The sequence below is a fragment of the Roseateles sp. GW821-FHT02E12 genome (assembly GCF_059421665.1).
This window is the reverse complement of the sequence record NZ_JBWKVK010000002.1, coordinates 774,685-799,069: the sequence shown is the minus strand read 5'-3', so window position 1 is coordinate 799,069 and position 24,385 is coordinate 774,685. Positions and strand designations below refer to the sequence as shown.

Annotated in this window: 20 protein-coding genes; 3 read left to right on the top strand and 17 right to left on the bottom strand. The window is 67.6% G+C overall.

Annotated features, from left to right (window positions below; genetic code table 11):
- Nucleotides 1-42: 42 nt before the first annotated feature.
- The 9 genes from hisS to AC07V5_RS14405 all read right to left on the bottom strand — a co-directional run bounded on the left by hisS (nucleotide 43) and on the right by AC07V5_RS14405 (nucleotide 10,075).
- Nucleotides 43-1,359, bottom strand: coding sequence for a histidine--tRNA ligase (gene hisS / locus AC07V5_RS14445; RefSeq protein WP_495116367.1), 1,317 nt, complete (start codon nucleotides 1,357-1,359; stop codon nucleotides 43-45).
- Nucleotides 1,356-2,618, bottom strand: coding sequence for a flavodoxin-dependent (E)-4-hydroxy-3-methylbut-2-enyl-diphosphate synthase (ispG, locus tag AC07V5_RS14440; protein ID WP_495116366.1), 1,263 nt, complete (start codon nucleotides 2,616-2,618; stop codon nucleotides 1,356-1,358). The genes hisS and ispG overlap by 4 nt, the downstream gene beginning before the upstream one ends.
- A complete protein-coding gene (locus AC07V5_RS14435) occupies nucleotides 2,618-3,514 on the bottom strand; it encodes a helix-turn-helix domain-containing protein (RefSeq protein WP_495116365.1) in 897 nt (298 codons plus the stop codon). The genes ispG and AC07V5_RS14435 overlap by 1 nt, the downstream gene beginning before the upstream one ends.
- A 36-nt stretch (nucleotides 3,515-3,550) precedes the next feature.
- Entirely contained in the window at nucleotides 3,551-4,336 is a 786-nt protein-coding gene (pilW, locus tag AC07V5_RS14430) for a type IV pilus biogenesis/stability protein PilW (RefSeq protein ID WP_495116364.1), read from the bottom strand.
- Between the two features lie 29 nt (nucleotides 4,337-4,365).
- A complete protein-coding gene (gene rlmN / locus AC07V5_RS14425; RefSeq protein ID WP_495116363.1) occupies nucleotides 4,366-5,493 on the bottom strand; it encodes a dual-specificity RNA methyltransferase RlmN in 1,128 nt (375 codons plus the stop codon).
- A gap of 43 nt (nucleotides 5,494-5,536) precedes the next feature.
- Nucleotides 5,537-5,965, bottom strand: a complete 429-nt coding sequence (ndk, locus tag AC07V5_RS14420) for a nucleoside-diphosphate kinase (protein ID WP_495116362.1) — start codon at nucleotides 5,963-5,965, stop codon at nucleotides 5,537-5,539.
- Between the two features lie 83 nt (nucleotides 5,966-6,048).
- Nucleotides 6,049-8,076 carry a pseudouridine synthase gene (locus AC07V5_RS14415; protein WP_495116361.1) on the bottom strand — a complete coding sequence of 676 codons (2,028 nt, stop codon included), beginning with the start codon at nucleotides 8,074-8,076 and terminating at the stop codon, nucleotides 6,049-6,051.
- Nucleotides 8,073-8,825 carry an SMC-Scp complex subunit ScpB gene (gene scpB, locus AC07V5_RS14410; protein ID WP_495116360.1) on the bottom strand — a complete coding sequence of 251 codons (753 nt, stop codon included), beginning with the start codon at nucleotides 8,823-8,825 and terminating at the stop codon, nucleotides 8,073-8,075. The genes AC07V5_RS14415 and scpB overlap by 4 nt, the downstream gene beginning before the upstream one ends.
- 251 nt (nucleotides 8,826-9,076) lie before the next feature.
- Nucleotides 9,077-10,075, bottom strand: a complete 999-nt coding sequence (locus AC07V5_RS14405; protein WP_495116359.1) for an RluA family pseudouridine synthase — start codon at nucleotides 10,073-10,075, stop codon at nucleotides 9,077-9,079.
- 43 nt (nucleotides 10,076-10,118) lie between these two features.
- On the opposite strand from AC07V5_RS14405, the gene AC07V5_RS14400 reads away from it, so the two are divergent.
- Nucleotides 10,119-10,934, top strand: coding sequence for an outer membrane protein assembly factor BamD (locus AC07V5_RS14400; protein WP_495116358.1), 816 nt, complete (start codon nucleotides 10,119-10,121; stop codon nucleotides 10,932-10,934).
- A gap of 30 nt (nucleotides 10,935-10,964) precedes the next feature.
- Here AC07V5_RS14400 and yoaA read toward each other — a convergent pair whose 3' ends face one another.
- Both yoaA and AC07V5_RS14390 read right to left on the bottom strand, forming a co-directional pair.
- On the bottom strand, nucleotides 10,965-12,923 hold the full coding sequence (yoaA, locus tag AC07V5_RS14395; protein WP_495117066.1) for a DNA repair helicase YoaA: 1,959 nt from the start codon (nucleotides 12,921-12,923) through the stop codon (nucleotides 10,965-10,967).
- A 345-nt stretch (nucleotides 12,924-13,268) separates the two neighbouring features.
- Complete coding sequence (locus AC07V5_RS14390; RefSeq protein ID WP_495116357.1) at nucleotides 13,269-13,472, bottom strand: YdcH family protein; 204 nt, start codon at nucleotides 13,470-13,472, stop codon at nucleotides 13,269-13,271.
- A 62-nt stretch (nucleotides 13,473-13,534) separates the two neighbouring features.
- Here AC07V5_RS14390 and AC07V5_RS14385 point away from each other — a divergent pair, with 62 nt between their 5' ends.
- Nucleotides 13,535-14,305 carry a PP2C family protein-serine/threonine phosphatase gene (locus AC07V5_RS14385; RefSeq protein ID WP_495116356.1) on the top strand — a complete coding sequence of 257 codons (771 nt, stop codon included), beginning with the start codon at nucleotides 13,535-13,537 and terminating at the stop codon, nucleotides 14,303-14,305.
- A gap of 4 nt (nucleotides 14,306-14,309) precedes the next feature.
- Here the strand turns inward: AC07V5_RS14385 and AC07V5_RS14380 are convergent, their stop codons facing one another.
- From AC07V5_RS14380 to AC07V5_RS14360, 5 genes are all read right to left on the bottom strand, one after another.
- Nucleotides 14,310-14,909: a hypothetical protein gene (locus AC07V5_RS14380; RefSeq protein ID WP_495116355.1), complete on the bottom strand. Its 600-nt coding sequence runs from the start codon at nucleotides 14,907-14,909 to the stop codon at nucleotides 14,310-14,312.
- Nucleotides 14,906-16,006, bottom strand: coding sequence for a cell division protein ZapE (gene zapE / locus AC07V5_RS14375; RefSeq protein WP_495116354.1), 1,101 nt, complete (start codon nucleotides 16,004-16,006; stop codon nucleotides 14,906-14,908). Before zapE ends, AC07V5_RS14380 begins: the two co-directional genes overlap by 4 nt.
- A 1-nt stretch (nucleotide 16,007) precedes the next feature.
- On the bottom strand, nucleotides 16,008-17,429 hold the full coding sequence (lpdA, locus tag AC07V5_RS14370; protein WP_495116353.1) for a dihydrolipoyl dehydrogenase: 1,422 nt from the start codon (nucleotides 17,427-17,429) through the stop codon (nucleotides 16,008-16,010).
- Nucleotides 17,430-17,447: 18 nt separating this feature from the next.
- Nucleotides 17,448-18,716, bottom strand: a complete 1,269-nt coding sequence (gene odhB / locus AC07V5_RS14365) for a 2-oxoglutarate dehydrogenase complex dihydrolipoyllysine-residue succinyltransferase (protein WP_495116352.1) — start codon at nucleotides 18,714-18,716, stop codon at nucleotides 17,448-17,450.
- A gap of 90 nt (nucleotides 18,717-18,806) precedes the next feature.
- Complete coding sequence (locus AC07V5_RS14360; protein WP_495116351.1) at nucleotides 18,807-21,662, bottom strand: 2-oxoglutarate dehydrogenase E1 component; 2,856 nt, start codon at nucleotides 21,660-21,662, stop codon at nucleotides 18,807-18,809.
- A 299-nt stretch (nucleotides 21,663-21,961) separates the two neighbouring features.
- Here AC07V5_RS14360 and AC07V5_RS14355 point away from each other — a divergent pair, with 299 nt between their 5' ends.
- Nucleotides 21,962-22,804, top strand: coding sequence for a 2OG-Fe(II) oxygenase family protein (locus AC07V5_RS14355; RefSeq protein ID WP_495116350.1), 843 nt, complete (start codon nucleotides 21,962-21,964; stop codon nucleotides 22,802-22,804).
- Nucleotides 22,805-22,903: 99 nt separating this feature from the next.
- Here AC07V5_RS14355 and pdxR read toward each other — a convergent pair whose 3' ends face one another.
- Entirely contained in the window at nucleotides 22,904-24,370 is a 1,467-nt protein-coding gene (gene pdxR, locus AC07V5_RS14350) for a MocR-like pyridoxine biosynthesis transcription factor PdxR (protein ID WP_495116349.1), read from the bottom strand.
- Nucleotides 24,371-24,385 lie beyond the last annotated feature (15 nt).

The following is a 24,385-nucleotide window of genomic DNA, read 5'->3' as shown; positions in this document are numbered from 1 at the left end:
TGTGCGAAAAACTGAACGATAAAGGGCTCGGGAGGCCCGGGATTATGCGGGGAGGAGATCGGCGGCCCAGGTGGCCACGTCGGCGAGCGGGCGGCTGCTCTGTTCGGTGCCGTCACGAAGCGGCTTGACCGCCACTTCACCGCGCGCCAGTTCGTCGGCGCCGAAGACCAATGCGAAGCGGGCACCCGATGCGTCGGCCTTCTTGAACTGCGATTTGAAGGAGCCGCCGCCGGCATGCATCTGCACGCTGACACCGGCTTCGCGCAGCGCTTCCAGCACGAGCATGGCCTGGGGCAGTGCCGCAGCGTCGGGCAGGATGGCGTAGGCGTGCGGTGCCGATGACGGCACGGGCAGGCCCAGTTCGTCGATCAGCAGCAGCAGGCGCTCGATGCCCAGGCCGAAGCCGACCGCCGGCGTCGGCTTGCCACCGAGCTGCTCGAACAGGCCGTCATAGCGGCCGCCGCCACAGACCGTGCCCTGGGAGCCGAGCTGGTCGGTCACCCATTCGAAGACGGTCAGGTTGTAGTAGTCCATGCCGCGCACGAGGCGCGTGTTGACGCGATATTCCAGGCCCGCCGCGTCGAGGATGGCGCGCACGGCATTGAAGTGGGCCAGCGTCTCTTCGCCGAGGAAATCCATCAGCTTGGGCGCCGCCTCGATGACGGGCTGCATCACCGGGTTCTTGCTGTCCAGGATGCGCAGCGGGTTGCTGTGCAGGCGCTTCCTGCCGTCTTCATCCAGCTTGTCGGCATGGGCCTCGAAGTGCTTGATGAGCGCTTCGCGGTGGGCGGCGCGCTCGGCCGGCTGACCCAGGGAGTTCAGCTCCAGGCGCAGATGCTGGCCGACAACCAGGCCCAGCGCCTGCCACAGGCGGCGCACCATCAGGATGATCTCGGCATCCACGTCCGGGCCGGCAAACCCGAGGGCCTCGACATCGAGCTGGTTGAACTGGCGATAACGCCCTTTTTGCGGGCGCTCGTGGCGGAACATCGGGCCCAGGGTCCACAGGCGCAGCGGGCCGTTGTAGAGGGCGTTGTGCTCGACCATGGCGCGCACGATGCCAGCCGTCGCCTCCGGGCGCAGCGTCAACTGGTCGCCGTTCATGCTGTCGGTGAAGGAATACATCTCCTTCTCGACGATGTCGGTCACCTCGCCCAGGCCGCGCACGAAAAGCGCCGTGGGCTCGACGACGGGCGTCAGCATGTACTGGTAGCCGTAGCTGGACAGCACACGGCGCAGCGTGGTCTCGAACCAGCTCCACAGTTCGCTGCTAGGCAGCTTGTCCTTGCGGGTGACGCTGGCGGGCAGGATGTCGTTCATCCCCTTCACGGCGGGGAGGATCTTGGGCTTGTCGCTCATGCAGCAGCTGTGGCGCCGAAGCGCTTCTCGATGTAGTTCTCGACCAGAGCGTGGAACTCGGCCGCGATGTTGTCGCCGCGCAGTGTCAGCGCCTTCACGCCGTCGATAAAGACGGGCGCCGCCGGCGCCTCGCCGGTACCGGGCAGGCTGATGCCGATGTCGGCATGCTTGCTCTCGCCGGGGCCGTTGACGATGCAGCCCATGACGGCCACCTTCATCTCCTCGACGCCCGGGTATTTGCCGCGCCAGACCGGCATCTGCAGGCGCAGGAAGTCGTCGATCTGCTTGGCCAGCTCCTGGAAGGTCGTGCTGGTGGTGCGGCCGCAGCCGGGGCAGGCGGTCACGCTCGGGTTGAAATGCCGCAGGCCCAGGGCCTGCAGGATCTCCAGCGCCACGACCACTTCCTGCGTGCGCGACTCGCCCGGCTGGGGCGTCAGGCTGACACGGATGGTGTCGCCGATGCCCTCTTGCGCCAGGATGCCCAGCGCAACGGAGGAGGCCACCGTGCCCTTGGTGCCCATGCCGGCTTCGGTCAGGCCCAGGTGCAGCGCGTAGTCGCAGCGGCGGGCCAGTTCGCGGTAGACCGAGATCAGGTCCTGCACACCGCTGACCTTGCAGCTGATGATGATGTTGTCGGGGTTCAGGCCCAGCTCGGCGGCGTAAGCGGCCGAGGTCAACGCGGACTCGACCAGCGCCTGGTACATGACCGGCTTGGCGTCCCAGGGCTGGGCGCGCTTGGCGTTCTCGTCCATGAACTGCGCGAGAAGTTCCTGGTCCAGGCTGCCCCAGTTGACGCCGATGCGGACGACCTTGTCGTACTTGGCCGCGGCCTCAACCATCATGGCGAACTGGCGGTCCTTCTTGTCGCCCTTGCCCACGTTGCCGGGGTTGATGCGGTACTTGGACAGGGCTTGCGCCATGGCCGGGTGCTCGGTCAACAGGCGGTGGCCGTTGTAGTGGAAGTCGCCAACCAGCGGCACATCGATGCCCATGCGGTCGAGCTGCTCGCGGATGTAGGGCACCGCGTCCGCCGCTTCGGGCGTGTTGACGGTGATGCGCACCATCTCCGAGCCGGCAATGGCCAGCTCCTTGATCTGGATGGCTGTGCCGATGGCGTCCACCGTGTCGGTGTTGGTCATGGATTGCACACGCACCGGTGCGTCGCCGCCGACGGTGACGATGCGCGAGCCCCAGACGACGCGAGCCTGGCGGCTGCGGCGTGGTGCCGGCATGGCTTCGGGAATGATCAGTCCGCTCATCAATTCAACTCCAGACGGGCGACGTTGTCCTTGCTGCGGCCGCCTAGGTCGACGGCGCTGCCGCGCCATTCGAGCTTGGTGCCGCTGACGTTGCCGATGCGCAGCTTGTAGGGCGCGGCACCGGCGAATTCCTGCTGCTCACCCACACGCAGCACTCGCGACAACAGCATCTGGCCCTTGGCATCGACCACCTCGACCCAGCTGTCGGCCGTGGCGGTGATGCGCAGCGGCTCACCCGCTGGCGCAGGCGCGACCGCTGCAACGGCCGGAGGCGGCGCGACATCGCGGATCTGCAGCGGCGCGGATGCAATGGGCTCGGGCTTGAGCACAGGGGCGGAAGCGGGTGCCGTGGCCACGACGTCGGGCGCCGAAGCAGCCGGCGGCGCTGCGACGAACTCCACCGGCACGGCACTCGCGGCGACGGCACCGGAAGCGGCCGTCGCGACGCTGCTGTCGCCACGCTCGGGCAGCCAGCCGGCCGGGATCCAGTAGACGGCTGCCGCCGCGATCAGCAGCAGCGCAGCACCCCACACCAACGGGCGTGTGACAAAAGCCAGCAGGCCACCGTCGATGGGGCCGGCACCGCGCTCGCGGAAGGGCTGGTTCAGGCCCGGGCGCACGTCGAACCCGCTACCGTCGGTGCGCGGCAGCAGGGTCAGCACGGGAGACGGGTCGACCTTGAGCGCGCGGCACATGGCCGTGGCCAGCGCGCGGGCGAAAGTGGCATCGGGCAGCAGGTCGAAGCGGTCGGCCTCCAGGGCCTCCAGCTTGGCCTGGGGCACCTTGAGCATCACGGCCAGCGCCGCGATGTGCAGGCCGCGTTGCTGGCGCGCATTCCTGAGCCAGGCGCCAGCGGTGGCTGCCTGGTTGGTGCGTCCCTCGGAGATGGGTTCCATCGTCTGGTCGTTCTTGTTGTGCGCCGCGGTTGCGGCTTATTCGTCGTAGCGGCCGGTGTCCAGGAGCTGCGTCTCGGGCGCCTGGGGGTACTTGCGGCGCAACTGCAGGGCCAGGTCGTCGACCGTGCCGTTGTTGTCGAGCTTGCGTTCAATGCGCAGCTGCAACCACAAGCTCTGCGCATTGACCTGGTCGGGTTGGGCGTTGACGCGCTTCACGTAGAAACGCGCACGCTCCAACTCGCGGTTGCGGAACAGCACCTCGGACAGGTTGACGGCGACGGCCGGGCTGCCGGGGTCGAGCTCGAAGGCACGAGACAACGTCTTCTCGGCCACCAGCAGGCGTCCGGCGCGGGCTTCGCAGACACCCTTGGCGAGCAGCGTGCGCGCCGGCGCGCGATAAGTAGACTGAGCCACGGCCTGGTCGAACAGCGAGTCGGCTGTCTCCCAGCGCTTTTGCTGGCACATGAACCAGCCGTAGTTGTGCAAGGTGTCGGGGTCGTTGGGATAGACGACCAACGCGCGCCGGAAAGCGTCCTCGGCGAGTTGGTTCTCACCCATCGACGCGTAGATCAGGCCCCGCAGGTTCACCGCCTCGCGCATATCGGGCTTGGTCTGAAGCGCCATCTTGAGCTCGTCCAGCGCGGTGTTGAATTGCCCACGTGAAAAATAGCCCTGGGCCAGCTCCAGCCGAATGCCGGCTTTGCGATCGGCGTCGGTCTGGTCGGAATCGGTCTTGATCTCGCGATCAGCAGTCGGCGCGGTCCCGGTGCCCGCACAGGCGGCGAGCAGGACAGTGGTCAGAACGGTCAGCAGTCGCTTCATCAAATCCTCAACGTTCGGCACAAGGCGTGTCACGTGGATTTGGCCACCGTCACGGGTGCCCTGACCATGCGGATATGCGCGCGGGTGCGGTCCTGCACCTCACCCGCGAGCTGGCCGCAGGCGGCGTCGATGTCGTCACCGCGCGTCTTGCGCACGGTCGTCACGATGCCGGCCTGGATCAGCACCTCGGCAAAGGCCTGCACGCGCTCGTTCGTGCTGCGTGTCAGACCCGAGGCGGGGAAGGGATTGAACGGGATCAGATTGATCTTGCAGCTGACCTTGTGCTTCAACAAACGCACCAGCTCGTGGGCCTGTTCGGGCGAGTCGTTCACCTCCTGCAGCATGCAGTACTCGAAGGTGATGAAGTCGCGCGGCGCCTTGTCGAGGTAGCGGTTGCAGGCGTCCAGCAGTTCGACGATGGGGTATTTCTTGTTCAGCGGCACGAGCTGGTCGCGCAGCGGGTCGGTCGGCGCGTGCAGGCTGACGGCCATGGCCACAGGGCAGTCATCGCGCAGCCGGTCGATCATGGGCACGACGCCCGATGTCGAGACCGTCACACGGCGGCGGCTCAGGCCGTAGCCGTGGTCGTCCAGCATGGTCTTGAGCGACGGCACGAGCTGGTCGTAGTTCTGCAGCGGCTCGCCCATGCCCATCATGACGACATTGGAGATGACGCGCTCCGTCGTGTTGAGGCGCTTGCGCAGGTTGTGCTCGGCAAACCAGAGCTGGGCCGTGATCTCGGCGGTGCTCAGATTGCGGCTGAAGCCTTGGTGGCCGGTCGAGCAGAAACGGCAACCGACGGCGCAGCCCGCCTGGCTCGAGATGCACAGCGTGCCTCTGTCATCCTCGGGAATGAAGACAGCCTCGACCGCATTGCCGGCGCCGACGTCGAACAGCCACTTGATGGTGCCGTCAGTCGAGACATGCTCGGAGATGACTGGCAGCGCCGCGATATGGGCGCGGCCCTTGAGCTTCTCGCGCAAGGACTTGGCGAGGTCGGACATCTGTTCGAAGTCCGACGCGCCTTTCTGGTGGATCCATCGGAACAGCTGGGTCGCACGGAACTTCTTTTCGCCAAGTTGCTCGCAGTAGGCGGCCAAGCCTGGCAGATCGAAACCTAACAGGTTCGTCAAACCGAGCAGGTTGACCGCATCCATACGAGCTTCCTGGACCGGGGTCACCGACCCCGTTTTGAGAGGATTACCGACCGGCGTAAACGTTCATGCCGGGGAAGAAGAACGCGATCTCGACCGCAGCGGTCTCGGCGGCGTCCGAACCGTGCACGGCGTTGGCGTCGATGCTGTCGGCGAAGTCGGCACGGATGGTGCCCTTCTCGGCCTTCTTCGGGTCCGTGGCGCCCATCAGGTCACGGTTCTTCAGGATGGCGCCCTCGCCTTCCAGCGCCTGGATCATCACCGGGCCGGAGATCATGAAGGTCACCAGGTCGTTGAAGAAGGGGCGAGCCTTGTGCACAGCGTAGAAAGCCTCGGCGTCGGCGCGCGACAGCTGGACCAGCTTGGCCGCAACGATCTTCAGGCCGGCGCCTTCAAAACGGGCGTAGATCTGGCCGATGACGTTCTTAGCCACGGCATCGGGCTTGATGATGGACAGGGTGCGTTCGATTGCCATGGAGTTCTCCTGATGGGGCGTGTTGGACAAAGCCTGCGATTGTAGCGGGCAGGGATGACCCTAGTTACGCCGCCCGCCGAGTTTCAACGCCGACCGCCGTAGCCGCCGCCGGAGCGGCCACCACCGCCCCCACCACCGCCACCCTTGCCACCGCGGCCGCCACCACCGCCGCCACGGCGCAGGAAGGCGTCGCCGCCGATGTAGCCCACCGAGGTCTGCATCGGATCGGGCTCACGCGGGCCGTTGCCCTTGTTGCCGCCGCCCCTGCCGGACCGGTCGTCCTGCTGGCTGCCGCCGGCACCGAAGCCCTGCGGAAGGCCGCGCTTGCCACTGGTGGCGTGGCGGCGGTCGAAGGTTTGCTCCAACGGGTTGACGTGGTGAGGGATGAAGCCGTCATCCTCCTCGTCGTCGCGGCGCGGGGCGCGCTCCTCGCGCGGCGGGCGGGCCAGCTGAGGCGGCTGGGCCTCTGGCGGACGACTCGGACGCGGGCCGACGCCGCCGTGGCGGTCGTCGGAACGGCGCTTGTTGCGATCGTTCTTGTTGCCCTGCTGCTGTTGAGGCTGTTGCGGCTGACCCTTGCCTTGACCGTGGCCCTGGCCTGGGCCCTCCTGGCGTTGTGCCTGGCCCTGGCCGCTGTTGGACGTATGCCCGGCCAAGCGGCGGATGACGCGCACGTCGTCGTCGCCCAGTTCAACCCAGACACCGCGCTTGAGGCCGCGCGGCAGCACGACGGTGCCGTAGCGGATGCGGATCAGGCGGCTGACGACCATGCCGACGGCCTCGAACAGCTTGCGCACCTCGCGGTTGCGGCCTTCGGTGATGACGACGCGATACCAGCGGTTGGCACCTTCGCCGCCACCGTCCTCGATGCTCTTGAAGGAGGCCGTCTGGCCTTCAACGTTGACGCCTTCGAGCAGCTTGGCACGCTGTTCGTCGGTCAACGCGCCCAGCACGCGGGCCGCGTACTCACGCTCGACGCCGAAGCGCGGGTGCATCAGCTGATTGGCCAGTTCGCCGGAGTTGGTGAACAGCAGCAGGCCTTCGGTGTTGATGTCCAGGCGGCCGACGGATTGCCACTTCTGGCCCTGCACGCGCGGCAGCGAGCGGAACACCGTCGGGCGGCCTTCCGGGTCGTTGAAGGTCGAGACCTCGCCGGTGGGCTTGTGATAGGCCAGGATGCGCGGATTCGGCGGCGAGATGCGCACGCGCACTTCCTTGCCGTTGACGCGCACCCGGTCACCGAAGGAGATGCGCTGGCCGACGTGGGCGACCTCGCCATTCACTTCGATCTTGCCTTCCGCGATCCATTCCTCGATGTCGCGGCGCGAGCCGATGCCGGCCTGGGCCAGCACCTTCTGCAGTTTGGGCGCGTCGGCATCCGCGGCCAACACGCGCTTGGTCTCGCCCTCAGCCTCGTCGGCGCCTTCTTCGGCGGCCTCGGCTGCCGGCGCAAGCACGGGCGGCTCTGCGTCCGGCGCTTCAGACTCGGCATCCAGGTTGCCCGACAACACATCAGCAAAGCGCGCCCCCGCGGCCTCGACCAGCTCAGGCGCCATCACCGGGCCGGGCAGCTCGCCGCTACCGCCACCGCTGCCCTGCACGGAGGCCTGGCGCTCGGCGCGTTCCTTGCGGTTGCGCCGGCGGTTGCGGCTGCGGCCACCACGCTCGCCGTCTTCGCCCCCTTCACCGTCCTCACCTTCGCCTTCGCCGTCATCCCCGTCGCCGCCCTCCCCGGTCGACACAGCCGGCGCATCAGCCCCGAGCGTGAAGATCGGAGCCGGCGCAGGTGCGGGCGCGTCGACAGCCACCGTCGAAACCTCCTCGACCGCGGCTTCGGCCACGGCCGTCTTGCGCGGCGCACGCTTGCGGGCCGGCGCAGCCACCTCTTCGGCGAGCGCGGCCTCAGGCGCGGCAGCCTCTTCGGCAACGGCCTCAGCCTTGCGGCGCGTGCGCTTCACGGGCACGGCAGCTTCGGCAACTTCCGTCACCTCGGGTGCAGCTTCGACCGCGGCCGCGGCCTTGGGCGCGGCTCGGCGGCGCTTGGGCGCAGCGGGCGCCTCGGCGTCAGCGGCAGTAGGCAGGGGCTTGTCTTGATCGGCGGCGTCGTTCATGCGGATTCGGGCTGAAGTTGCGGGGGCGGGGCGGTGGGGTCGGAGGGATTGGGGCTGGGAAGCGCGGGCGTGCCGTCGTCGCCAAACAGGCTCAGGCTGGGCACGGGTACTTCAGTAGGCATATCGGCGGCGATTTCGGCGGGCGCCTCAACCACGGCTTCGGCTGGAGCTTCGGCCGGCAGGTCGTCGGCAGCATCCAGCAACTGGCCTTGCAGGGCCTCGAAGGCCGGCGGCTCGCTGCCGACGTCCAGGGCCGGCAGCTGTTCCAGGCTGGCCAGGCCAAGGTCGTCGAGAAAGGACTTGGTCGTTGCGTAAAGCGCCGGGCGGCCAGGCGTCTCGCGGTGGCCGATGGCCTCGATCCAGCCGCGGTCCTCGAGTTGCTTGACGATCTGGCTGGCGACGACGACACCACGAATGTCTTCAATGTCACCGCGCGTGACGGGCTGGCGGTAGGCAATGATGGCCAGCGTCTCCAGCACAGCCCGCGAGTAGCGCGGCGGTTTTTCGGGGTGCAGGCGGTCGAGGTATTCGCGCAGCTCGGGGCGGCTCTGGAAACGCCAGCCCGAGGCCAGCGCGACCAGCTCGACGCCCTTGCCTTCCCAGTCGCGCGAAAGTTCGTCGAGCAGGCTGCGCACACTGTCGGCGCCGAGTTCATCGGCGAACAGGCTGCGCATCTCGCGTAGCGTCAGCGGCTGCGAGGCACAGATCAGCGCGGTCTCAAGGACGCGCTTGGCATCCTGGGTGTTCATGAACGCAATTGCGCCCTCAATCAAGCCTAGCTTGGCAATCCGTCCGGGCCTGGGCGCTCACAGCGTTCCTCAGGCGAAGCGGACGGGGTCTGTCCGGGCGTCACCGTGGGGCTCAACAGCCTTCCAGCGGGACGCGATCGGGGTGGTTGACCGGCGGGCGGATGGACTGCTAACCGCGCGGGTCGCGCCCCTCTTGTCGAGCTCGGGACGCGCTGGCTGCCACAACAACCGGAATGCATTGTATAGCCGTGTCAGCCCGGCAGGTCAGCGGCACCGATCTCGGCCCACGCAGCGGCCAGGTCGGCAGGCAGCGGCGCGGTCACCACCAGGGGCTCGCCCGTGATCGGATGGGTCAAGGACAGCCTTGCCGCGTGCAGCGCCTGGCGTGTGAGCCCGAGGGCAGGCGCGCCGCCGTAGAGCACGTCGGCCATCATGGGGTGGCCGCTATGCATCAGGTGCACACGGATCTGGTGGGTGCGGCCACTGTGCAGCACGCAGTGCACAGCGCTGGCGGCCCGGCCATTCACCTCGCCAACGCCGAGCGGGAAGAAATCAGTGCGTGCCGGCTTGCCGAGGTTGGCAGGGGCGATGGCCATCTTCACTCGCGAGATCGGGTCGCGGCGCATCGCCTGCTCGACGACAAAGGGCTCCTCGACACGGCCCCAGGCCAGCGCCAGGTATTCGCGGTGCACCTCGCGCGCACCGATGATGCGGCTCAGCGCCGTGACGGCTTCCAGCGTCTTGCCGACGACCATCAGGCCGCTGGTGTCCTTGTCCAGCCGGTGCACGATGCCGCCGCGCGGCAGCGTCGCCGCGGCGGCGTGATAGGCCAGCAGGCCGTTCATCAGCGTGCCCGACCAGTTGCCTGCCGCCGGATGCACGACAAGGCCGGCCGGCTTGTTGACGACGAGCAGGTGCTCGTCCTCGTAGACGAAGTCCAGCGCCATCGCCTCGGCGCGGAAGGCGCGGCTCTCGTCGGTCGGCAACAGCTCGATCTCGACGCGTTGGCCGGCGCGCAGCTTGTGCGCAGCCTTCTCCAGCACCTTGCCGTCCACCGTCACGCAGCCGCGCTCGATCAGCGATTGCAGATGATTGCGCGAGAACTCCGGCGCTTGTGCCGTCAGCCAGCGATCGAGACGCTCGCCATGCCCCTGGGCATCGACTTCAGCGCTCCGCCGCTCGGCGTCGCCACTGTCCTCGGCGTCCTGCTCGAAATCTTCTTGACCCCCCACCCTATACTCCGCGTCCATTGTTCCCTGTGACCAGCCGGCAGCATCGCCGTCGACTTCAGACATGTTTGTTGAGAAATTCAAGGCCAGCCGCTTCGTCGCTGGCACTGTCCTGATGGCGCTCGCGCTTGGCTTGAGCGGCTGCGGGTCCACCCCCAAGGAGGATCCGAACTCCCAGGCGGCGCTGGACAAATTGTATGCAGACGCCAAGGACGACCTGAACGCGGGCAGTTACGACCGCGCCATCAAGTCGCTCGAGAAGATCGAGGGCCGCGCCGCGGGCACGACGATGGGCCAGCAAGCGACGCTGGATGTGGCCTGGGCCTACTACCGCACGGCCGAGCGCGCGCAGGCAATTGCGACGCTGGACCGCTTCATCAAGCTCAACCCGTCCAGCCCGGCGATGGACTACGCCCTTTACATGAAGGGCATCGTCAACTTCAACGAAGACCTGGGCCTGTTCGGCCGCCTGGCCAACCAGGACGTGTCCGAGCGCGACCAGCAGGCCTCGCGTGAAGCGCTGCTGGCCTTCCGCCAGCTCGTCGAGCAGTTCCCCGAGTCCAAGTACTCGGCCGAGGCGACGACGCGCATCAACTTCATCACCAACACGCTGGCGGCCTACGAGATCCACGTCGCGCGCTACTACTTCAACCGCAAAGCCTATGTGGCCGCGGCCAACCGCGCCCAATCAGCCGTGGCCGAGTTCCAGTACGCGCCCGGCATCGAGGAAGGCCTGTTCATCATGAGCGAGAGCTACGACAAGCTCGGCCTGACCCAGCTGCGCGACGACGCCCGCCGCGTGCTGGACAAGAACTTCCCGAGCAGCGTGTACGCCTCGGGCAATGAGGGTAAGCGCAAGCCCTGGTGGCAGCTTTGGTAAGTCGAAGCTGATTCGAAGATAACGGGCCGTTCAGGCCCGTTCTTCATTCAGGCGCTGCAGCCAGGCCAGCGCCTCGGCCTCGTTGGCCACCGGCGCCATCGGCGGCAACGCCGCCCGCAGCCGGCGCCCGTAGTTCATGCCCGCCATGCGCGGGTCGCACACCACCAGCAGGCCGCGGTCGGTCTCGGTGCGAATCAGCCGACCGGCGCCCTGCTTCAACGCAATGGCCGCCTCGGCGACGAAATACTCCGAGAAGGCATTGCGGCCCTGTGCTTCCAGGCGCTGCACGCGCGCTTCCACGAGCGGGTCGTTGGGCGGCGGGAAAGGCAGCTTGTCGATGAGCACGCATTGCAGCGCGTCCCCTGGCACGTCGATGCCTTCCCAGAAGCTGGCCGAGCCGACCAGCACGGCGGCCGGGTTGTCCAGAAAGCGCTGCAGCAGCAGCCGTTTGGGCAGCGCGCCCTGCTGCAGCACGGCGATCGCGTCGCCACCTTCCTCGAAGCGCTCGCGCAGTGCATCCGCCACCGTCTGCAGGTTGCGCAGCGTCGTCGTCAGCACAAAGGTGCGGCCACCGAGGGCGCGGGCCAGACGCGAGGCCAGCAGCGCGACGCTGGCCGGGTGGCTGGGCTCACTGGGCTTGGGAAAGCCACGCGGCACGTAAAGCCGGGCATGGGCCGGATAGTCGAAGGGGCTGCCAACGCGCAACACCTCGGCGTCGGTCAGGCCGGCGGGCTCGGTGAACCAGGTCAGGCCCTCGTCGTCGCCCAGCGTCGCCGACGTGAACACCCAGGCCTTTGGTGCACCTTCGAGCTGCTGCTGCATCGCGTCGCGGATGTCCAGCGGCGACTCAACCAGGCGGGCGGCATATGGGCTGATGTCGATCCAACGCACGTCGCCCGGATCGGGGTCAGCGGCGAAGGTCTTGGCCAGGTCGCGCAGTTCCTGGGCACGCTCGCAGAGGCGGGTGAAATCAGGCGAGGCGTCGCGCACGGCCGTCAGCGCTTCCAGAGCCGCCGCCGTCGCCTGTTCGACGCCCGCCAGCGCCGTGCCGAATGCCGGCTGGCTGGCACGCTCCTTCCAGCCAAGCTTGAGCGTGCCGCGCAGTTCGCGGCCGGCCGTCGCCAGCGGGCCGGCCGCGGCCAGGCGTAGCTCGCGCGCCGCCTTCTCCACGCCGGCGTGCAAGGCCTGCCAGTCATGCACACCGCGCGCATGGGCAAGTCCTTGGGCCAGCACATCGCGGGCAAAGTCGATCAGCGCCGCCGTCCCAAGCATCGTGCCGAGGAACTGCACGCCCGCCTCGGCCAGCTGGTGGGCCTCGTCGAAGATGGCGATCTCGACGCTGGGCAGCAGCTCGGCCACGCCGGTGTCGCGCAGCGTCATGTCGGCGAAAAAGAGGTGGTGGTTGACGACGACGACATCGGCCTCCATCGCCTCGCGCCGGGCCTTCACGACGTAGCAGGCGCGCCAGTCGGGGCATTCCTGGCCCAGGCAGTTCTCGCGGCTGGAGCTGACGATGGGGATGATGGGCGAGCGCTCGTCCAGGCCGTCGATCTCGGCGAAGTCGCCAGTCGTCGTGCCCAGAGCCCAGCGTTCGATGCGTGCCAGCGACAGCGCCGTGCGACGGTCCGGGAATTCGCCGGACACGCGCGCCTCCTTCATCCGGTGCAGGCACAGATAGCTGCTGCGGCCTTTCAGCAGCGCCAGGCGCACGGGCGTGTTCAGCGCCTTCGTCAGCCGCGGCAGGTCGCGCAGGAAAAGCTGGTCCTGCAGGCTCTTGGTGGCCGTGCTGATCAGCGCACGGCTGCCAGCCAGCAGGGCCGGCACGAGGTAGGCGAAGGTCTTGCCGACACCGGTGCCGGCCTCCACCACCAGGGCCTGGCGGCGGCTGAGTGCGCGCGCCACGGCGCGGCTCATCTGCAGCTGCGGCTCGCGCGGCTTGTAGCCCTTGTCCAGACGCGCCAAGGGGCCGTCGACGTCAAAGGCGGCCAGAACGGCTTGTTCGAGTTCGTCGGCGGCGGGCGGGGCGGGAGGGGTGGCCTGATCGAGGGCGTCGAGCCAGTCGTCAATGGAGTGTGTTTGCACGCCGGTCATAGCGCCCGTTGCCCCGCAAAAGCAGTGGATGCAAGGCGCAAACCGCAGCCGGGCTCCCTGCCCGGCGAGGATTTGCAACGCCGCAGACGCTGTTTTTGCGGGGCAACCCGAAGGGCAAGGCAGCCCAGCGACGCACTCGTTGTTGCGCGACTGGTGCAGGCACCCAGCCTGCACTGCGTCGCACGCCTAGATTGCGTCGCTGGGCTGCCTTGCGGGCGCCATGCCCGGCGTACAAACACACTCCTAGGCGAGGTCATCGGGCTCCGTGGTGGCCTCAAGCCGCGCAATCATGTCCTTCAAGGCGAGCCGGCGCTTCTTCAGCCGCTGCAGCGCCAATTCGTCCACGGGCGGCTGCTCGACCAATCGGTCGATCATGGCGTCAAGGTCGGCATGCTCCATGCGCAACTCGATAAGCCGCCGCGGCAACGAGTGAAGTTGTTCATCCATCCGAGGGTTTCCGGGGCAAGTTGCGGCGGAGCGAAAGCTCACTGGCCAGTATAGTTTTCGGCATGCCCTCACCCACCGCCGTCGGTTTCCGACTCACCGCAGCCACCGGCACCCATCGCGGGGACCGGGCCTATCAGCAGGATCAGGTGGCCGTCATCGCTCACCCGCGCATCGCGGGCTGCGTGTTGGGCATCGTGGCCGACGGCATGGGGGGCAAGAGCGGCGGACGCAAGGCGGCCGACCAGGTTGTCCTGACCGCGCGCCAGCTGTTCGAGCGTTATTCGCCCGAGGACGAGCTGCCGGCCGAGCTGCTGAGCCAGATCACGTCCGAGGCGCATCTGATGATCAAGCTGACGGCCATCTCCGCCGAGGAGGAGCCGCACAGCACGATTGCCGCGTTCGTCGTCACCAGCGACCGCTGCGCGCACTGGATCCACTCCGGGGACTCGCGCATCTACTGGTTCCGCGGCGCCCGCCTCGTCAAGCGCTCGATGGACCATTCCTACGTGCAGCGCCTCGTCGACGAGGGCCAGCTCAGCGAAGCCGAGGCCAGTTCGCACCCACAGAGCAATCTGCTGACGGCCTGCCTGGGCACGGTGCAGGACCCGACCTCAAGCTCAGAGCGCTTCGAGGGCATGGAGGTGGGTGACACCTTGATGTGCTGCAGCGACGGGCTGTGGCACTACTTCACCGCCCAGGAGCTGGGCAGCGTGCTCTACAGCCTGCCGCCGCGTGAAGCGGCCGAGCTGCTGGTGAGCAAGGCGCGCCAGCGCGCCCGTGGCGGCGGCGACAACCTGTCGCTCGCCATCATCAAGCTCGAAAACCTCGACTGAGGGGTCAGTTCGGCTTCGACGCTGCCGAGGCTGCGGCAGCCCCAGGCAGCGGCAAGGGTGCCGCCAGCGGCTTGGTGCGGTGCTTCTCCTTGGCCTCGTGCTCGGCGATTCGCTGCTGCTGGTGCAGCTCACGCTCTCGGGCCTGCTCGCGGCGCTTGGCGGCTTCGCCCTCGGCCTTGTTGACGGCCTGCCGGCGCGCCTGCTCGGCATCCTCGGCACTGCGGGCGCGGCTCGGATGTGACGCGGGCACAGACGGTGCGGACGGCCGCACCGTCATGACGGCGCGTTCGCGGCGCTGGCCCTCGTCCTGAGCCGACGCCTGTTCGCGCTCCCGCACGCGCTGGGTCTGGGCGGCTGCACGCTGGCGCCGCTCTTCTGTGGCCAGCTCATGCTCGCGGCGGACCAGCGGTGCCAGGGCCTCGTTGCGGCGCTGGCGCAATTCGTCGAGGCAGGCCGCGACGGTGAAGCGCTGCTCGCACTCGGCCTTGTCTCGCGCAAAGCGCTGCTCGATCGCGGCGCGCTGGGCAGCAACCTCGGCGCGAGTCGCGGGCTGGGCTGCGGCCGCCGTGGCGACGAGCAGCAGGATCAGGGGGCGAAGGCTCATGTCAGCGAAGTATCGACCTCGCGGCGGGCGAGCGCGAGGTACTCCGCCGAGCGCATCTCCTGCAGGCGCGACACGGTGCGCGGGAACTCGTGGGCCAGGGGGCCTTCGGTGTAAAGCTGCTCCGCCGGCACGGCAGCCGAGATGATGAGCTTGACGCGGCGGTCGTAGAGCACATCCACCAGCCAGGTGAAGCGGCGCGCCTCGCTGGCCAGGCGCACCGGCATCTCGGGCACGTCGGACAGGATGACGGTGTGGAACTGGCTGGCCAGCTCCAGGTAATCGTTCTGCGAGCGCGGGCCGGCGCACAAGTTCTGGAAATCGAACCAGACGACGCCACCGGCGCGCCGGCGCGCGTAGATCGCGCGGTGCTCGATCATCAGCTTGCGGTCCTCGTCCTGCGCCTCGGCGAGGGACTCGAAGGCCTTGGTGAGGGTCGCCTCGGTCGCCTCGTTCAACGGCGTCAGGTAGAGGTTCATGTCCTCCAGCGTGCGGCGCCGATAGTCGGTACCGGCGTCCACGTTGATGACCTCGAGGTTGGCCTTCAGCAGCTCGATGGCCGGCAGGATGCGGTCGCGGTGCAGGCCGTTGGGATACAGCCCGTCCGGATGAAAGTTGGAGGTCGTGACGATGCTGACGCGGTTGCGGAACAGCGAGTCCAGCAGACGATGCAGGATCATCGCGTCGGTCACGTCGGAGACGTGGAACTCGTCGAAGCAGATCAGGCGGAAGCGCCGCGCAATGCGCTTGCCGAGTTCCTCCAGCGGGTCGGCAATGCCTTTCAGCTCCTGCAGCTCGCGGTGCACCTCGCGCATGAACTCGTGGAAGTGCAGCCGCGTCTTGCGCGTCAGCGGCACGGCCTGGAAGAAGCAGTCCATCAGGAAGCTCTTGCCACGCCCCACGCCGCCGTACATGTAGACACCGCGCGGGATGGGCGGGCGCACCAGCAGCTTGGTCACTGCATTGCTGCGACGGGCCTTGTAGGCCTCCCACTCGTCCTGGCAGCGCTGCAGGGACGACACGGCGCTCAATTGCGCCGCGTCGGCCGTGTAGCCGCGCTCGGCCAGCGTCTGCTGGTAGAGCTCGGTGACTGAGGTCACTTCAGAAGTTCAGCGTGCGCTTGTCGATGGCGAGCGCCGCTTCCTTCGTTGCTTCGGACAACGACGGGTGGGCGTGGCAGATGCGCGCGATGTCCTCGGCCGAGGCCTTGAACTCCATCGCAACGACAGCTTCCGAAATCAGCTCGGACGCAAACGGGCCAATGATGTGCACGCCCAGGATCTCGTCCGTCTTGGCGTCAGCCAGGAACTTGACGAAGCCGGTGGTGTCGCCCAGCGCGCGGGCACGGCCGTTGGCCAGGAAGGGGAACTGACCGGCCTTGTAGGCCACGCCTTCGGCCTTGAGCTGCTGCTCGGTCTTGCCGACCCAGGCGATCTCGGGGCTGGTGTAGATGACCCAGGGCACGGTGTTGAAGTTGACATGCCCGTGCTGGCCGGCCATGCGCTCGGCCACGGCCACGCCCTCTTCCTCGGCCTTGTGCGCGAGCATCGGGCCGCGCACGACGTCGCCGATGGCCCAGACGCCGGGCAGGTTGGTCTTGCAGTCGTCGTCAACGACGATGGCGCCACGCTCGTCAAGCTTGAGGCCGATGGTCTCGGCCCCAAGGCCGATCGTGTTCGGCACACGGCCGATGGAGACGATGAGCTTGTCGACTTCCAGCGTCTTGGCTTCGCCCTTGGCGTCGGTGTAGGCGACGCTGACACCCTTCTTGCCCGACTTGATCTCGCCGACCTTCACGCCGAGCTGGATGTCCAGGCCCTGCTTCTTGAAGACCTTGGCGGCTTCCTTGGCGACGCTCTCGTCCACCGCGCCCAGGAAGGCCGGCAGGCCTTCCAGCACGGTGACTTCAGCACCCAGGCGGCGCCAGACGGAGCCCATCTCCAGGCCGATGACGCCGGCACCGATCAGCCCCAGCTTCTTGGGCGTGGTGCCGACGCGCAGCGCGCCGTCGTTGGACAGGATGTTCTCTTCGTCGAACGGCACGCCAGGCAGCGCGCGGGCGTTGGAGCCCGTGGCGATGATGACCTGCTTGGCGGCGATGGTTTCTTCGCCGGCCTTGAGTTCATAACCGCCATCCTTGGCGGCAATGAACGAGCCACGGCCGTGGAAGAACGTGACCTTGTTCTTCTTGAACAAATAGACGATGCCGTCGTTGTTCTGCTTCACGACCTGGTCCTTGCGGGCCAGCATCTTGGCGACGTCGATCTTGACGTTGTCCGCCGTGATGCCGTGGTCGGCAAAGTGGTGGTTCAGGTGCTCGTAGTGCTCGCTGGACTGCAGCAGCGCCTTGGACGGGATGCACCCGACGTTGGTGCAGGTACCGCCCAGGGCGGGGCCGCCCTTGTCGTTCTTCCACTCGTCGATGCAGGCCACGTTCATGCCCAGCTGGGCCGCGCGGATGGCCGCGATATAGCCGCCGGGGCCGCCGCCGATGACGACGACGTCGAATTGCTTGGTGCTCATGCTGATTCGTTCCTGGGCTTAGATGTCGAACAGCAGGCGGGCCGGGTCTTCCAGCGCTTCCTTCATCGTGACCAGGCCCAGCACGGCTTCGCGGCCGTCGATGATGCGGTGGTCATACGACATGGCGAGGTAGTTGATCGGGCGCACCACGACCTGGCCGTTCTCGACGACGGCGCGGTCCTTGGTGGCGTGAACGCCCAGGATGGCCGACTGGGGCGGGTTGATGATGGGCGTGGACAGCATCGAGCCGAAGGTGCCGCCGTTGGAGATGGAGAAGGTGCCACCGGTCAGGTCGTCGATGGACAGCTTGCCGTCCTTGGCCTTCTGGCCGAACTCGGCGATCTTCTTCTCGATGTCGGCGAAGCTCATCTGGTCGACATTGCGCAGCACCGGCACGACGAGGCCGCGCGGCGAGCCGACGGCGATGCCGATGTCGAAGTAGCCGTGATAGACGATGTCGTTGCCATCGACCGACGCGTTGATGATCGGGTACTTCTTCAGCGCCGCGACGGCTGCCTTGACGAAGAAGCTCATGAAGCCGAGCTTGACGCCGTGTTCCTTCTCGAACTTCTCCAGGAACTTCTTGCGCATCTCCATGACCGGGGCCATGTTGACTTCGTTGAAGGTGGTCAGGATGGCGTTGGTGGACTGCGACTGCACCAGGCGCTCGGCGATGCGGGCGCGCAGGCGGGTCATGGGCACGCGCTGCTCGGGGCGGTCACCCAGGTTCTGCTGAGCCGGTGCGGCAACGGCCGGCAGCGGCTTGGCCACGGCGGGCGAAGCGGGCACCACCAGCGGGGCGGCAACGGCGGCAGGCTTCGCAGCGGCGCCGAGGGCGTCGCCCTTGGTGACGCGGCCGTCCTTGCCGGAGCCAGGCACGTCGGTGGCAGCCAGGCCCTTCTCGGCCAGGATCTTGGCGGCGGCGGGCATGGCCACGTCACCCTTGTTGCCACCGGTGGCAGCCGCGGGTGCGGCGGCGGTTGCGAGCGCGGGCGCGGTTGCGGGCGCGGCAGCAGCAGGCGCCGGGGCGGCAGCGCCGGCCTTGCCTTCGGTGTCGATCTTGGCGAGCAATTGCTGGCTGGTGACGGTGCTGCCGTCAGCGACCAGGACCTCACCCAGCACGCCGGAGGCGGGTGCGGGCACTTCGAGCACGACCTTGTCGGTCTCGATCTCGACGAGGGTCTCGTCGATGGTGATGGCTTCGCCGGGCTTCTTCTTCCAGGTCAGCAGCGTGCCCTCGGAAACGGATTCGGAAAACTGGGGAACTTGGACGTCAACGATGGCCATGATGTGAGGCTCCGTGTTCTTTATTCGGTGTGATGCGGTACAGGCGCGAACGAGCGCAGCGCCGTGGAAGTGGCGCTGCGCGGTGCGGTCTTATTTGGTGAGGATGAAGCCCTTGAGCTTGGCGAACGCCTGATCCAGCAGCGCCTTCTGCTGCTCCTGGTGCAGGTGGGCGTAGCCGCAGGCCGGGCTGGCGCTGGCCGGGCGGCCGGCGTAGCCGAGCTTCTGGCCTTCCGTCATGTTCTCGTGCACATAGTGCTGCACGAAGAACCAGGCGCCCTGGTTCTGCGGCTCGTCCTGGCACCAGACGATGTCGGTGGCGTTCGGGTACTTCTTGAGCTCGGCCGCGAAGGCCTTGTGCGGGAAGGGGTAGAGCTGCTCGACGCGCACAACGGCCACGTCGGCAGACTTCTTCTCGGCACGCGCCCGCACCAGGTCGTAATAGACCTTGCCCGAGCAGACGATGACGCGCTTGACCTTCTCGGCGTTCAGCGTCGCGTCCTGTTCACCGATGACGGTCTTGAACTCGCCCTTGGTGAAGTCGACCAGCGGCGAGGTCGCGTCCTTGGCGCGCAGCAGGCTCTTGGGCGTCATGATGACCAAGGGCTTGCGGAACATGCGCAGCATCTGGCGGCGCAGCACGTGGAAGATCTGCGCGGCGTTGGTGGGCTGCACGATCTGCATGTTGTTGTCCGCGGCCAGCTGCATGAAGCGCTCCAGGCGCGCCGAGCTGTGCTCGGGGCCTTGGCCTTCGTAGCCGTGCGGCAGCATCATCGTCAGGCCGTTGGAGCGGCCCCACTTCACTTCGCCGGAAGCGATGAACTGGTCGATGACGACTTGCGCGCCGTTCACGAAGTCGCCGAACTGCGCTTCCCAGATGGTCAGCGTGTTGGGTTCGGCAGCGGCATAGCCGTACTCGAAGCCCAGCACCGCCTCCTCGCTGAGGATGGAGTCGATGACGGTGAACGGAGCCTGGCCTTCAGCCACGTTCTGCAGCGGGATGTAGGTGCCGTCGTCCCAGTTCGCGCGGTTCTGGTCGTGCATGACCGCATGGCGGTGGGTGAAGGTGCCACGGCCGCTGTCCTCGCCGGACAGGCGCACCGGGTAGCCCGACGCCACCAGCGACGCGAAGGCCATGGACTCGCCCATGCCCCAGTCGACGTTGACCTCACCCCGGCCCATCGCGGCGCGGTCGCCGTAGAGCTTCTGCACCAGGTTGTGGGCGGCGAAGTCCTTGGGGATGGTCGTCAGCTTCTCGGCCAGGCGCTTCCACTCGGCCACGGGGATGGCGGTGTCGCAGTTGTCCGTCCACTTCTTGCCGAGGAAGGGTGACCAGTCGGTCGCGAACTTGCTCTTGAAGTTGGTCAGCACGGGGTCGACCGTGTGGCGGCCTTCGTCCATGGCGGCACGGTAGGCCTTGACCATGTCGTCCGGGCCTTCGGCCGGCAGCACGTTCTGCGCCACCAGCTTGTCGCCGTAGACCTTGCGCGTGCCGGGGTGGGCAGCGATCTTCTTGTACATCATCGGCTGGGTCAGGGCCGGCGTGTCCTGCTCGTTGTGGCCCAGCTTGCGGAAGCAGACGATGTCCAGGACGACGTCCTTGTGGAACTCGGCGCGGTAGTCCATGCAGAGCTGCGTGGCCCACACGACCGCTTCGGGATCGTCGCCGTTCACGTGCAGCACCGGAGCCTCGATCATCTTGACGACGTCGGAGCAGTACCAGGTCGAGCGCAGGTCGCGCGGGTCGCTGGTGGTGAAGCCGATCTGGTTGTTGATGACGATGTGAACCGTGCCGCCCGTGCGGTAGCCACGGGTCTGGGCCATCGCCAGCGTTTCCTGCACGACACCCTGGCCACCGAAGGCCGCGTCACCGTGCACGAGCACCGGCAGCACCTGGGCGCCGACGCTGTCGCCACGGCGGTCCTGGCGGGCGCGCACGCTGCCTTCGACGACCGGGTTGACGATTTCGAGGTGGGACGGGTTGAAGGCCAGGCTCAAGTGCACCGGGCCGCCCGACGTGGACACGTCGGAGCTGAAGCCCTGGTGGTACTTCACGTCGCCGGCCGGCAGGTCCTCGGCGGCCTTGTGCTCGAACTCGGCGAACAGGTCGGCGGGCATCTTGCCCAGCGTGTTGACCAGCACGTTCAGGCGGCCGCGGTGGGCCATGCCGATGACGATTTCCTGCACACCGCGTTCACCGCCGCGCTGGATCACCTCGTCCATCGCCGCGATGAAGCTCTCGCCACCTTCCAGCGAGAAGCGCTTCTGGCCGACGTACCGGGTGTGCAGGTAGCGCTCCAGGCCTTCGGCCGCGGTCAGGCGGTCGAGGATGTGCTTCTTCTCGTCGGCCGTGAAGGTCGGCTTGCCGCGCGCCTTCTCCAGCCGCTCCTGCCACCAGCGCTTCTCGGCCGGGTCGGAGCCGTGCATGAACTCGGAGCCGATGGAGCCGCAGTAGGTCTCGCGCAGGGCCTGCACGATCTGGCGCAGCGTCATCGTCTCGCCGCCGAAATAGCTGTTCACGGCGCTGAACGAGATGTCCATGTCGGACTCGGTCAGGTCGTAGAACGCGGGGTCGAGTTCGGGGATCTTGGGGCGCTCGGCGCGCTTGAGCGGGTCCAGCTCGGCCCAGCGGTTGCCGATGAAGCGGTAGGCCGCGATCAGCGACTGGACGTGTACCTGCTTGCGGGCAACGGCCAGATCGGCGCTGGAAGCCTTGTTGGCGAAGGCATTGGCCTTGGCGCGCTGGGCGAAGGATTCGACGACCGGCGCATGGGCCACGTCGCGGGCCTCGCTGCCGTCGACCGCCGGGACATGCTGCAGCGCGTCGAAATAGGCGCGCCAGTTGTCGGGGACGGAACCGGGGTTGTCGAGGTAGGCCTCGTACATCTCCTCCACATACGGCGCGTTTCCGCCGAACAGGTAGGAGTTGGACCTGTATTGCTGCATCATCTTTCGCTCACCTCATGCCCCGGCTTCCAGGGAGTTGGCTGGTTGAAGAACCTTCCGCGACACGGCTCGACCGGTTGGCGGATTGCGACCCACCTTCGCTGTTGCCAGCAAAAGGGACGGGAAGGACTGGTTTACGTCTCAGGGCGCGAACTCTAGCACTTCGGGTTTGCCCGCGAAGGCCTGCGGGTTGCGACAAAGTTCACCGATTGAGGTTTGCAAAAGTTGACTAACTCGTAAACTTACCGCCCGCGACAGCCCCGCGATTGAATGGCTGCGCCACGGGACAACAAGGATTCCCCATGCAAGTCCAGGTCGTCGACTACCGCGCTGCGGATGCAGCCGAAAAGTTCACCCGCTCCCTGCACGAAACCGGCTTCGGCGTGCTGACCAACCACCCGATTCGCCAGGCCCTGGTCGAGAAGATCTACGCCGACTGGCTGGCCTTCTTCAACAGCGAGGCCAAGCATGGTTTCGCGTTCTCGAAGGAAACGCAGGACGGTTATTTCTCTACCGAGATCTCCGAAACCGCGAAGGGTTCCAAGCAGAAGGACATCAAGGAGTACTTCCACATCTACCCCTGGGGCCGCATCCCGGAGCAGTTGAAGGAAGACGCCCTCACCTACTACCGCGAAGCCAACGCGCTGGCGGAAGAGCTGCTGAGCTGGGTGGAGCGCTACACGCCACCCGAGATCGCCGCGAAATATCGCGAGCCGCTGTCCAACATGATCCAGGGCAGCACCAAGACGCTGCTGCGCGTGCTGCGCTACCCGCCGCTGACGGGCGAAGAGCCGCTGGGCTCCATCCGCGCCGCGGCGCATGGCGACATCAACCTGCTGACCATCCTGCCCGCCGCCAACGAGCCGGGCTTGCAGGTGCTGGGCACCGATAACGCGTGGCACGACGTGCCCTGCGACTTCGGCACCCTGACCATCAACATCGGCGACATGCTGCAGGAAGCCTCCGAGGGCTACTACCCGTCCACGCAGCACCGCGTCGTCAACCCGACCGGCGAAGGCGCGAAGAAGAGCCGCGTGTCGCTGCCGCTGTTCCTGCATCCGCGCGACAACGTGGTGCTGAGCGACCGCTACACCGCCCAGGCCTATCTCGACGAACGGCTGCGTGAGCTGGGTGTGAAGACCTGAGGCGAACGCTCGTTCATGCATAAAAGGGCGCCGTGGGCGCCCTTTCTTCTTGCCCATCGGCAGCCGGGCCCCTCGCCATCGCAGCAAGCCCTCCGCCCCCTAACGAGTCAGGCCTGGCGTGGCATCCAGCACCGCAGCCAGCTTGCGCACACCCTGTGTGATCTCGTCCACGCCCAGCAGCGCATAACCCATGACCAGCCCCGCCGCGCAGCCCGGCTCGGCCGCGGCAGGCGCCAGATAGAGCGGCCCGAGCGGATAAACCCACACGCCCGCGCGCCTCGCGGCCTCGACCAGCTCCGCCTCGCGCGCCGCCGGCACCTCGTCGAACCACACGACGACGTGCAGCCCGCTTGCGCTGCCCTGCACCCTCACCCGCCCGGGCAGATGGCGTGCCAGTTCGTCCAGCAGCGCCGTGCGTCGCACCTCCTGAGCACGACGCATGCGGCGCACGTGGCGCTCGTAGCCGCCGTCCGCGATGAGGCGGGCGAGTGCCCGTTGCGGGCCGGTGGGTGCGTGACGGTCGGCCAACTGGCGGACCTGGGCGAACGGCCCGATCAGGCAGCTCGGCAGCACGGCATAGCCCAGGCGCAGTTCGGGCGACAGCGTCTTGGAGAAGGTGCCGACGTAGATGACGCGGTCGTGCGCGTCCAGCGACCGCAGCGTCAGCTCGGGGCGGATGGCATGGCGGTATTCCGCGTCGTAGTCATCCTCGATGACCCAGGCGCCCTGGGCCTGGGCCCAGGCCAGCAGCGCGTGGCGGCGCGCCATGGGCAGGAAGCCGCCGAGCGGGAACTGGTGGGTGGGTGTCACATAGGCCAGCCGCGTCGCCGCGCGCGGCAATGCGTCGGTGACGAGGCCATGATCGTCCACTGGCACGCCCGCCAGCCGCGCCCCGGCGGCCTCGAAGGCGCGATTGGCCATGCCGTAGCCGGGGTCCTCCACGGCGACGGCGTCACCCGCGTCCAGCAGCAGCCGCGCGCACAGGTCCAGCACCTGCTGCGAGCCGTTGGCCACCACCAACTGCTCCACGCTGCTGGCAATGCCGCGCGAGCGGGCCAGATAACCCTGCAGGGCACGGCGCAGGCTCAGGTCGCCCCGCGGGTCGCGATAGGTCATCCGCGCGTCGGTCGCGCTCTCGGTCGCGCGCACCGCCTTGCGCCACAGCAGCGCAGGAAAGTCGCCGCACGACAGCGGCCCGTAGGCAAAGTCGATGGCGCGGGGCGGCGGGCTGTTGAAGTCGAACACCGGGCGCTGCTGCAGCCGCTCGCCCAGCGACGACAGGCGTGGTGCCGCCGCCGGGCCGGGCGACTGCGGCGCTATCCCGGCCGGGCCGCGGGCACCAGCGGCCACCCGGCTTGCCGCTCCCAGCCGCGTCTCGATGAAGCCCTCGGCCGCCAGCTGCTCGTAGACGGCGCTGACCGTCGTTCGCGACAGGCCGCGCTCCGCCGCGCAGGCGCGCGTGGACGGCAGCAGCTGCCCCGGCGCGTGCGTGCCGTCGCGGATGCGGGCCTTGAGCTCCTCGTAGAGTTCGCGCGCCCGGCTGGCGCGAGGTTCCGGATCGCTCACAGCCAACTGGACCAG

Bases quoted from the DNA above. Each gene is read 5' to 3' on its own strand.
- hisS (WP_495116367.1), bottom strand. From the start codon at position 1,359: ATGAGCGACAAGCCCAAGATCCTCCCCGCCGTGAAGGGGATGAACGAC.
- ispG (WP_495116366.1), bottom strand. From the start codon at position 2,618: ATGAGCGGACTGATCATTCCCGAAGCCATGCCGGCACCACGCCGCAGC.
- AC07V5_RS14435 (WP_495116365.1), bottom strand. From the start codon at position 3,514: ATGGAACCCATCTCCGAGGGACGCACCAACCAGGCAGCCACCGCTGGC.
- pilW (WP_495116364.1), bottom strand. From the start codon at position 4,336: ATGAAGCGACTGCTGACCGTTCTGACCACTGTCCTGCTCGCCGCCTGT.
- rlmN (WP_495116363.1), bottom strand. From the start codon at position 5,493: ATGGATGCGGTCAACCTGCTCGGTTTGACGAACCTGTTAGGTTTCGAT.
- ndk (WP_495116362.1), bottom strand. From the start codon at position 5,965: ATGGCAATCGAACGCACCCTGTCCATCATCAAGCCCGATGCCGTGGCT.
- AC07V5_RS14415 (WP_495116361.1), bottom strand. From the start codon at position 8,076: ATGAACGACGCCGCCGATCAAGACAAGCCCCTGCCTACTGCCGCTGAC.
- scpB (WP_495116360.1), bottom strand. From the start codon at position 8,825: ATGAACACCCAGGATGCCAAGCGCGTCCTTGAGACCGCGCTGATCTGT.
- AC07V5_RS14405 (WP_495116359.1), bottom strand. From the start codon at position 10,075: ATGGACGCGGAGTATAGGGTGGGGGGTCAAGAAGATTTCGAGCAGGAC.
- AC07V5_RS14400 (WP_495116358.1), top strand. From the start codon at position 10,119: ATGTTTGTTGAGAAATTCAAGGCCAGCCGCTTCGTCGCTGGCACTGTC.
- AC07V5_RS14390 (WP_495116357.1), bottom strand. From the start codon at position 13,472: ATGGATGAACAACTTCACTCGTTGCCGCGGCGGCTTATCGAGTTGCGC.
- AC07V5_RS14385 (WP_495116356.1), top strand. From the start codon at position 13,535: ATGCCCTCACCCACCGCCGTCGGTTTCCGACTCACCGCAGCCACCGGC.
- AC07V5_RS14380 (WP_495116355.1), bottom strand. From the start codon at position 14,909: ATGAGCCTTCGCCCCCTGATCCTGCTGCTCGTCGCCACGGCGGCCGCA.
- lpdA (WP_495116353.1), bottom strand. From the start codon at position 17,429: ATGAGCACCAAGCAATTCGACGTCGTCGTCATCGGCGGCGGCCCCGGC.
- odhB (WP_495116352.1), bottom strand. From the start codon at position 18,716: ATGGCCATCGTTGACGTCCAAGTTCCCCAGTTTTCCGAATCCGTTTCC.
- AC07V5_RS14360 (WP_495116351.1), bottom strand. From the start codon at position 21,662: ATGATGCAGCAATACAGGTCCAACTCCTACCTGTTCGGCGGAAACGCG.
- AC07V5_RS14355 (WP_495116350.1), top strand. From the start codon at position 21,962: ATGCAAGTCCAGGTCGTCGACTACCGCGCTGCGGATGCAGCCGAAAAG.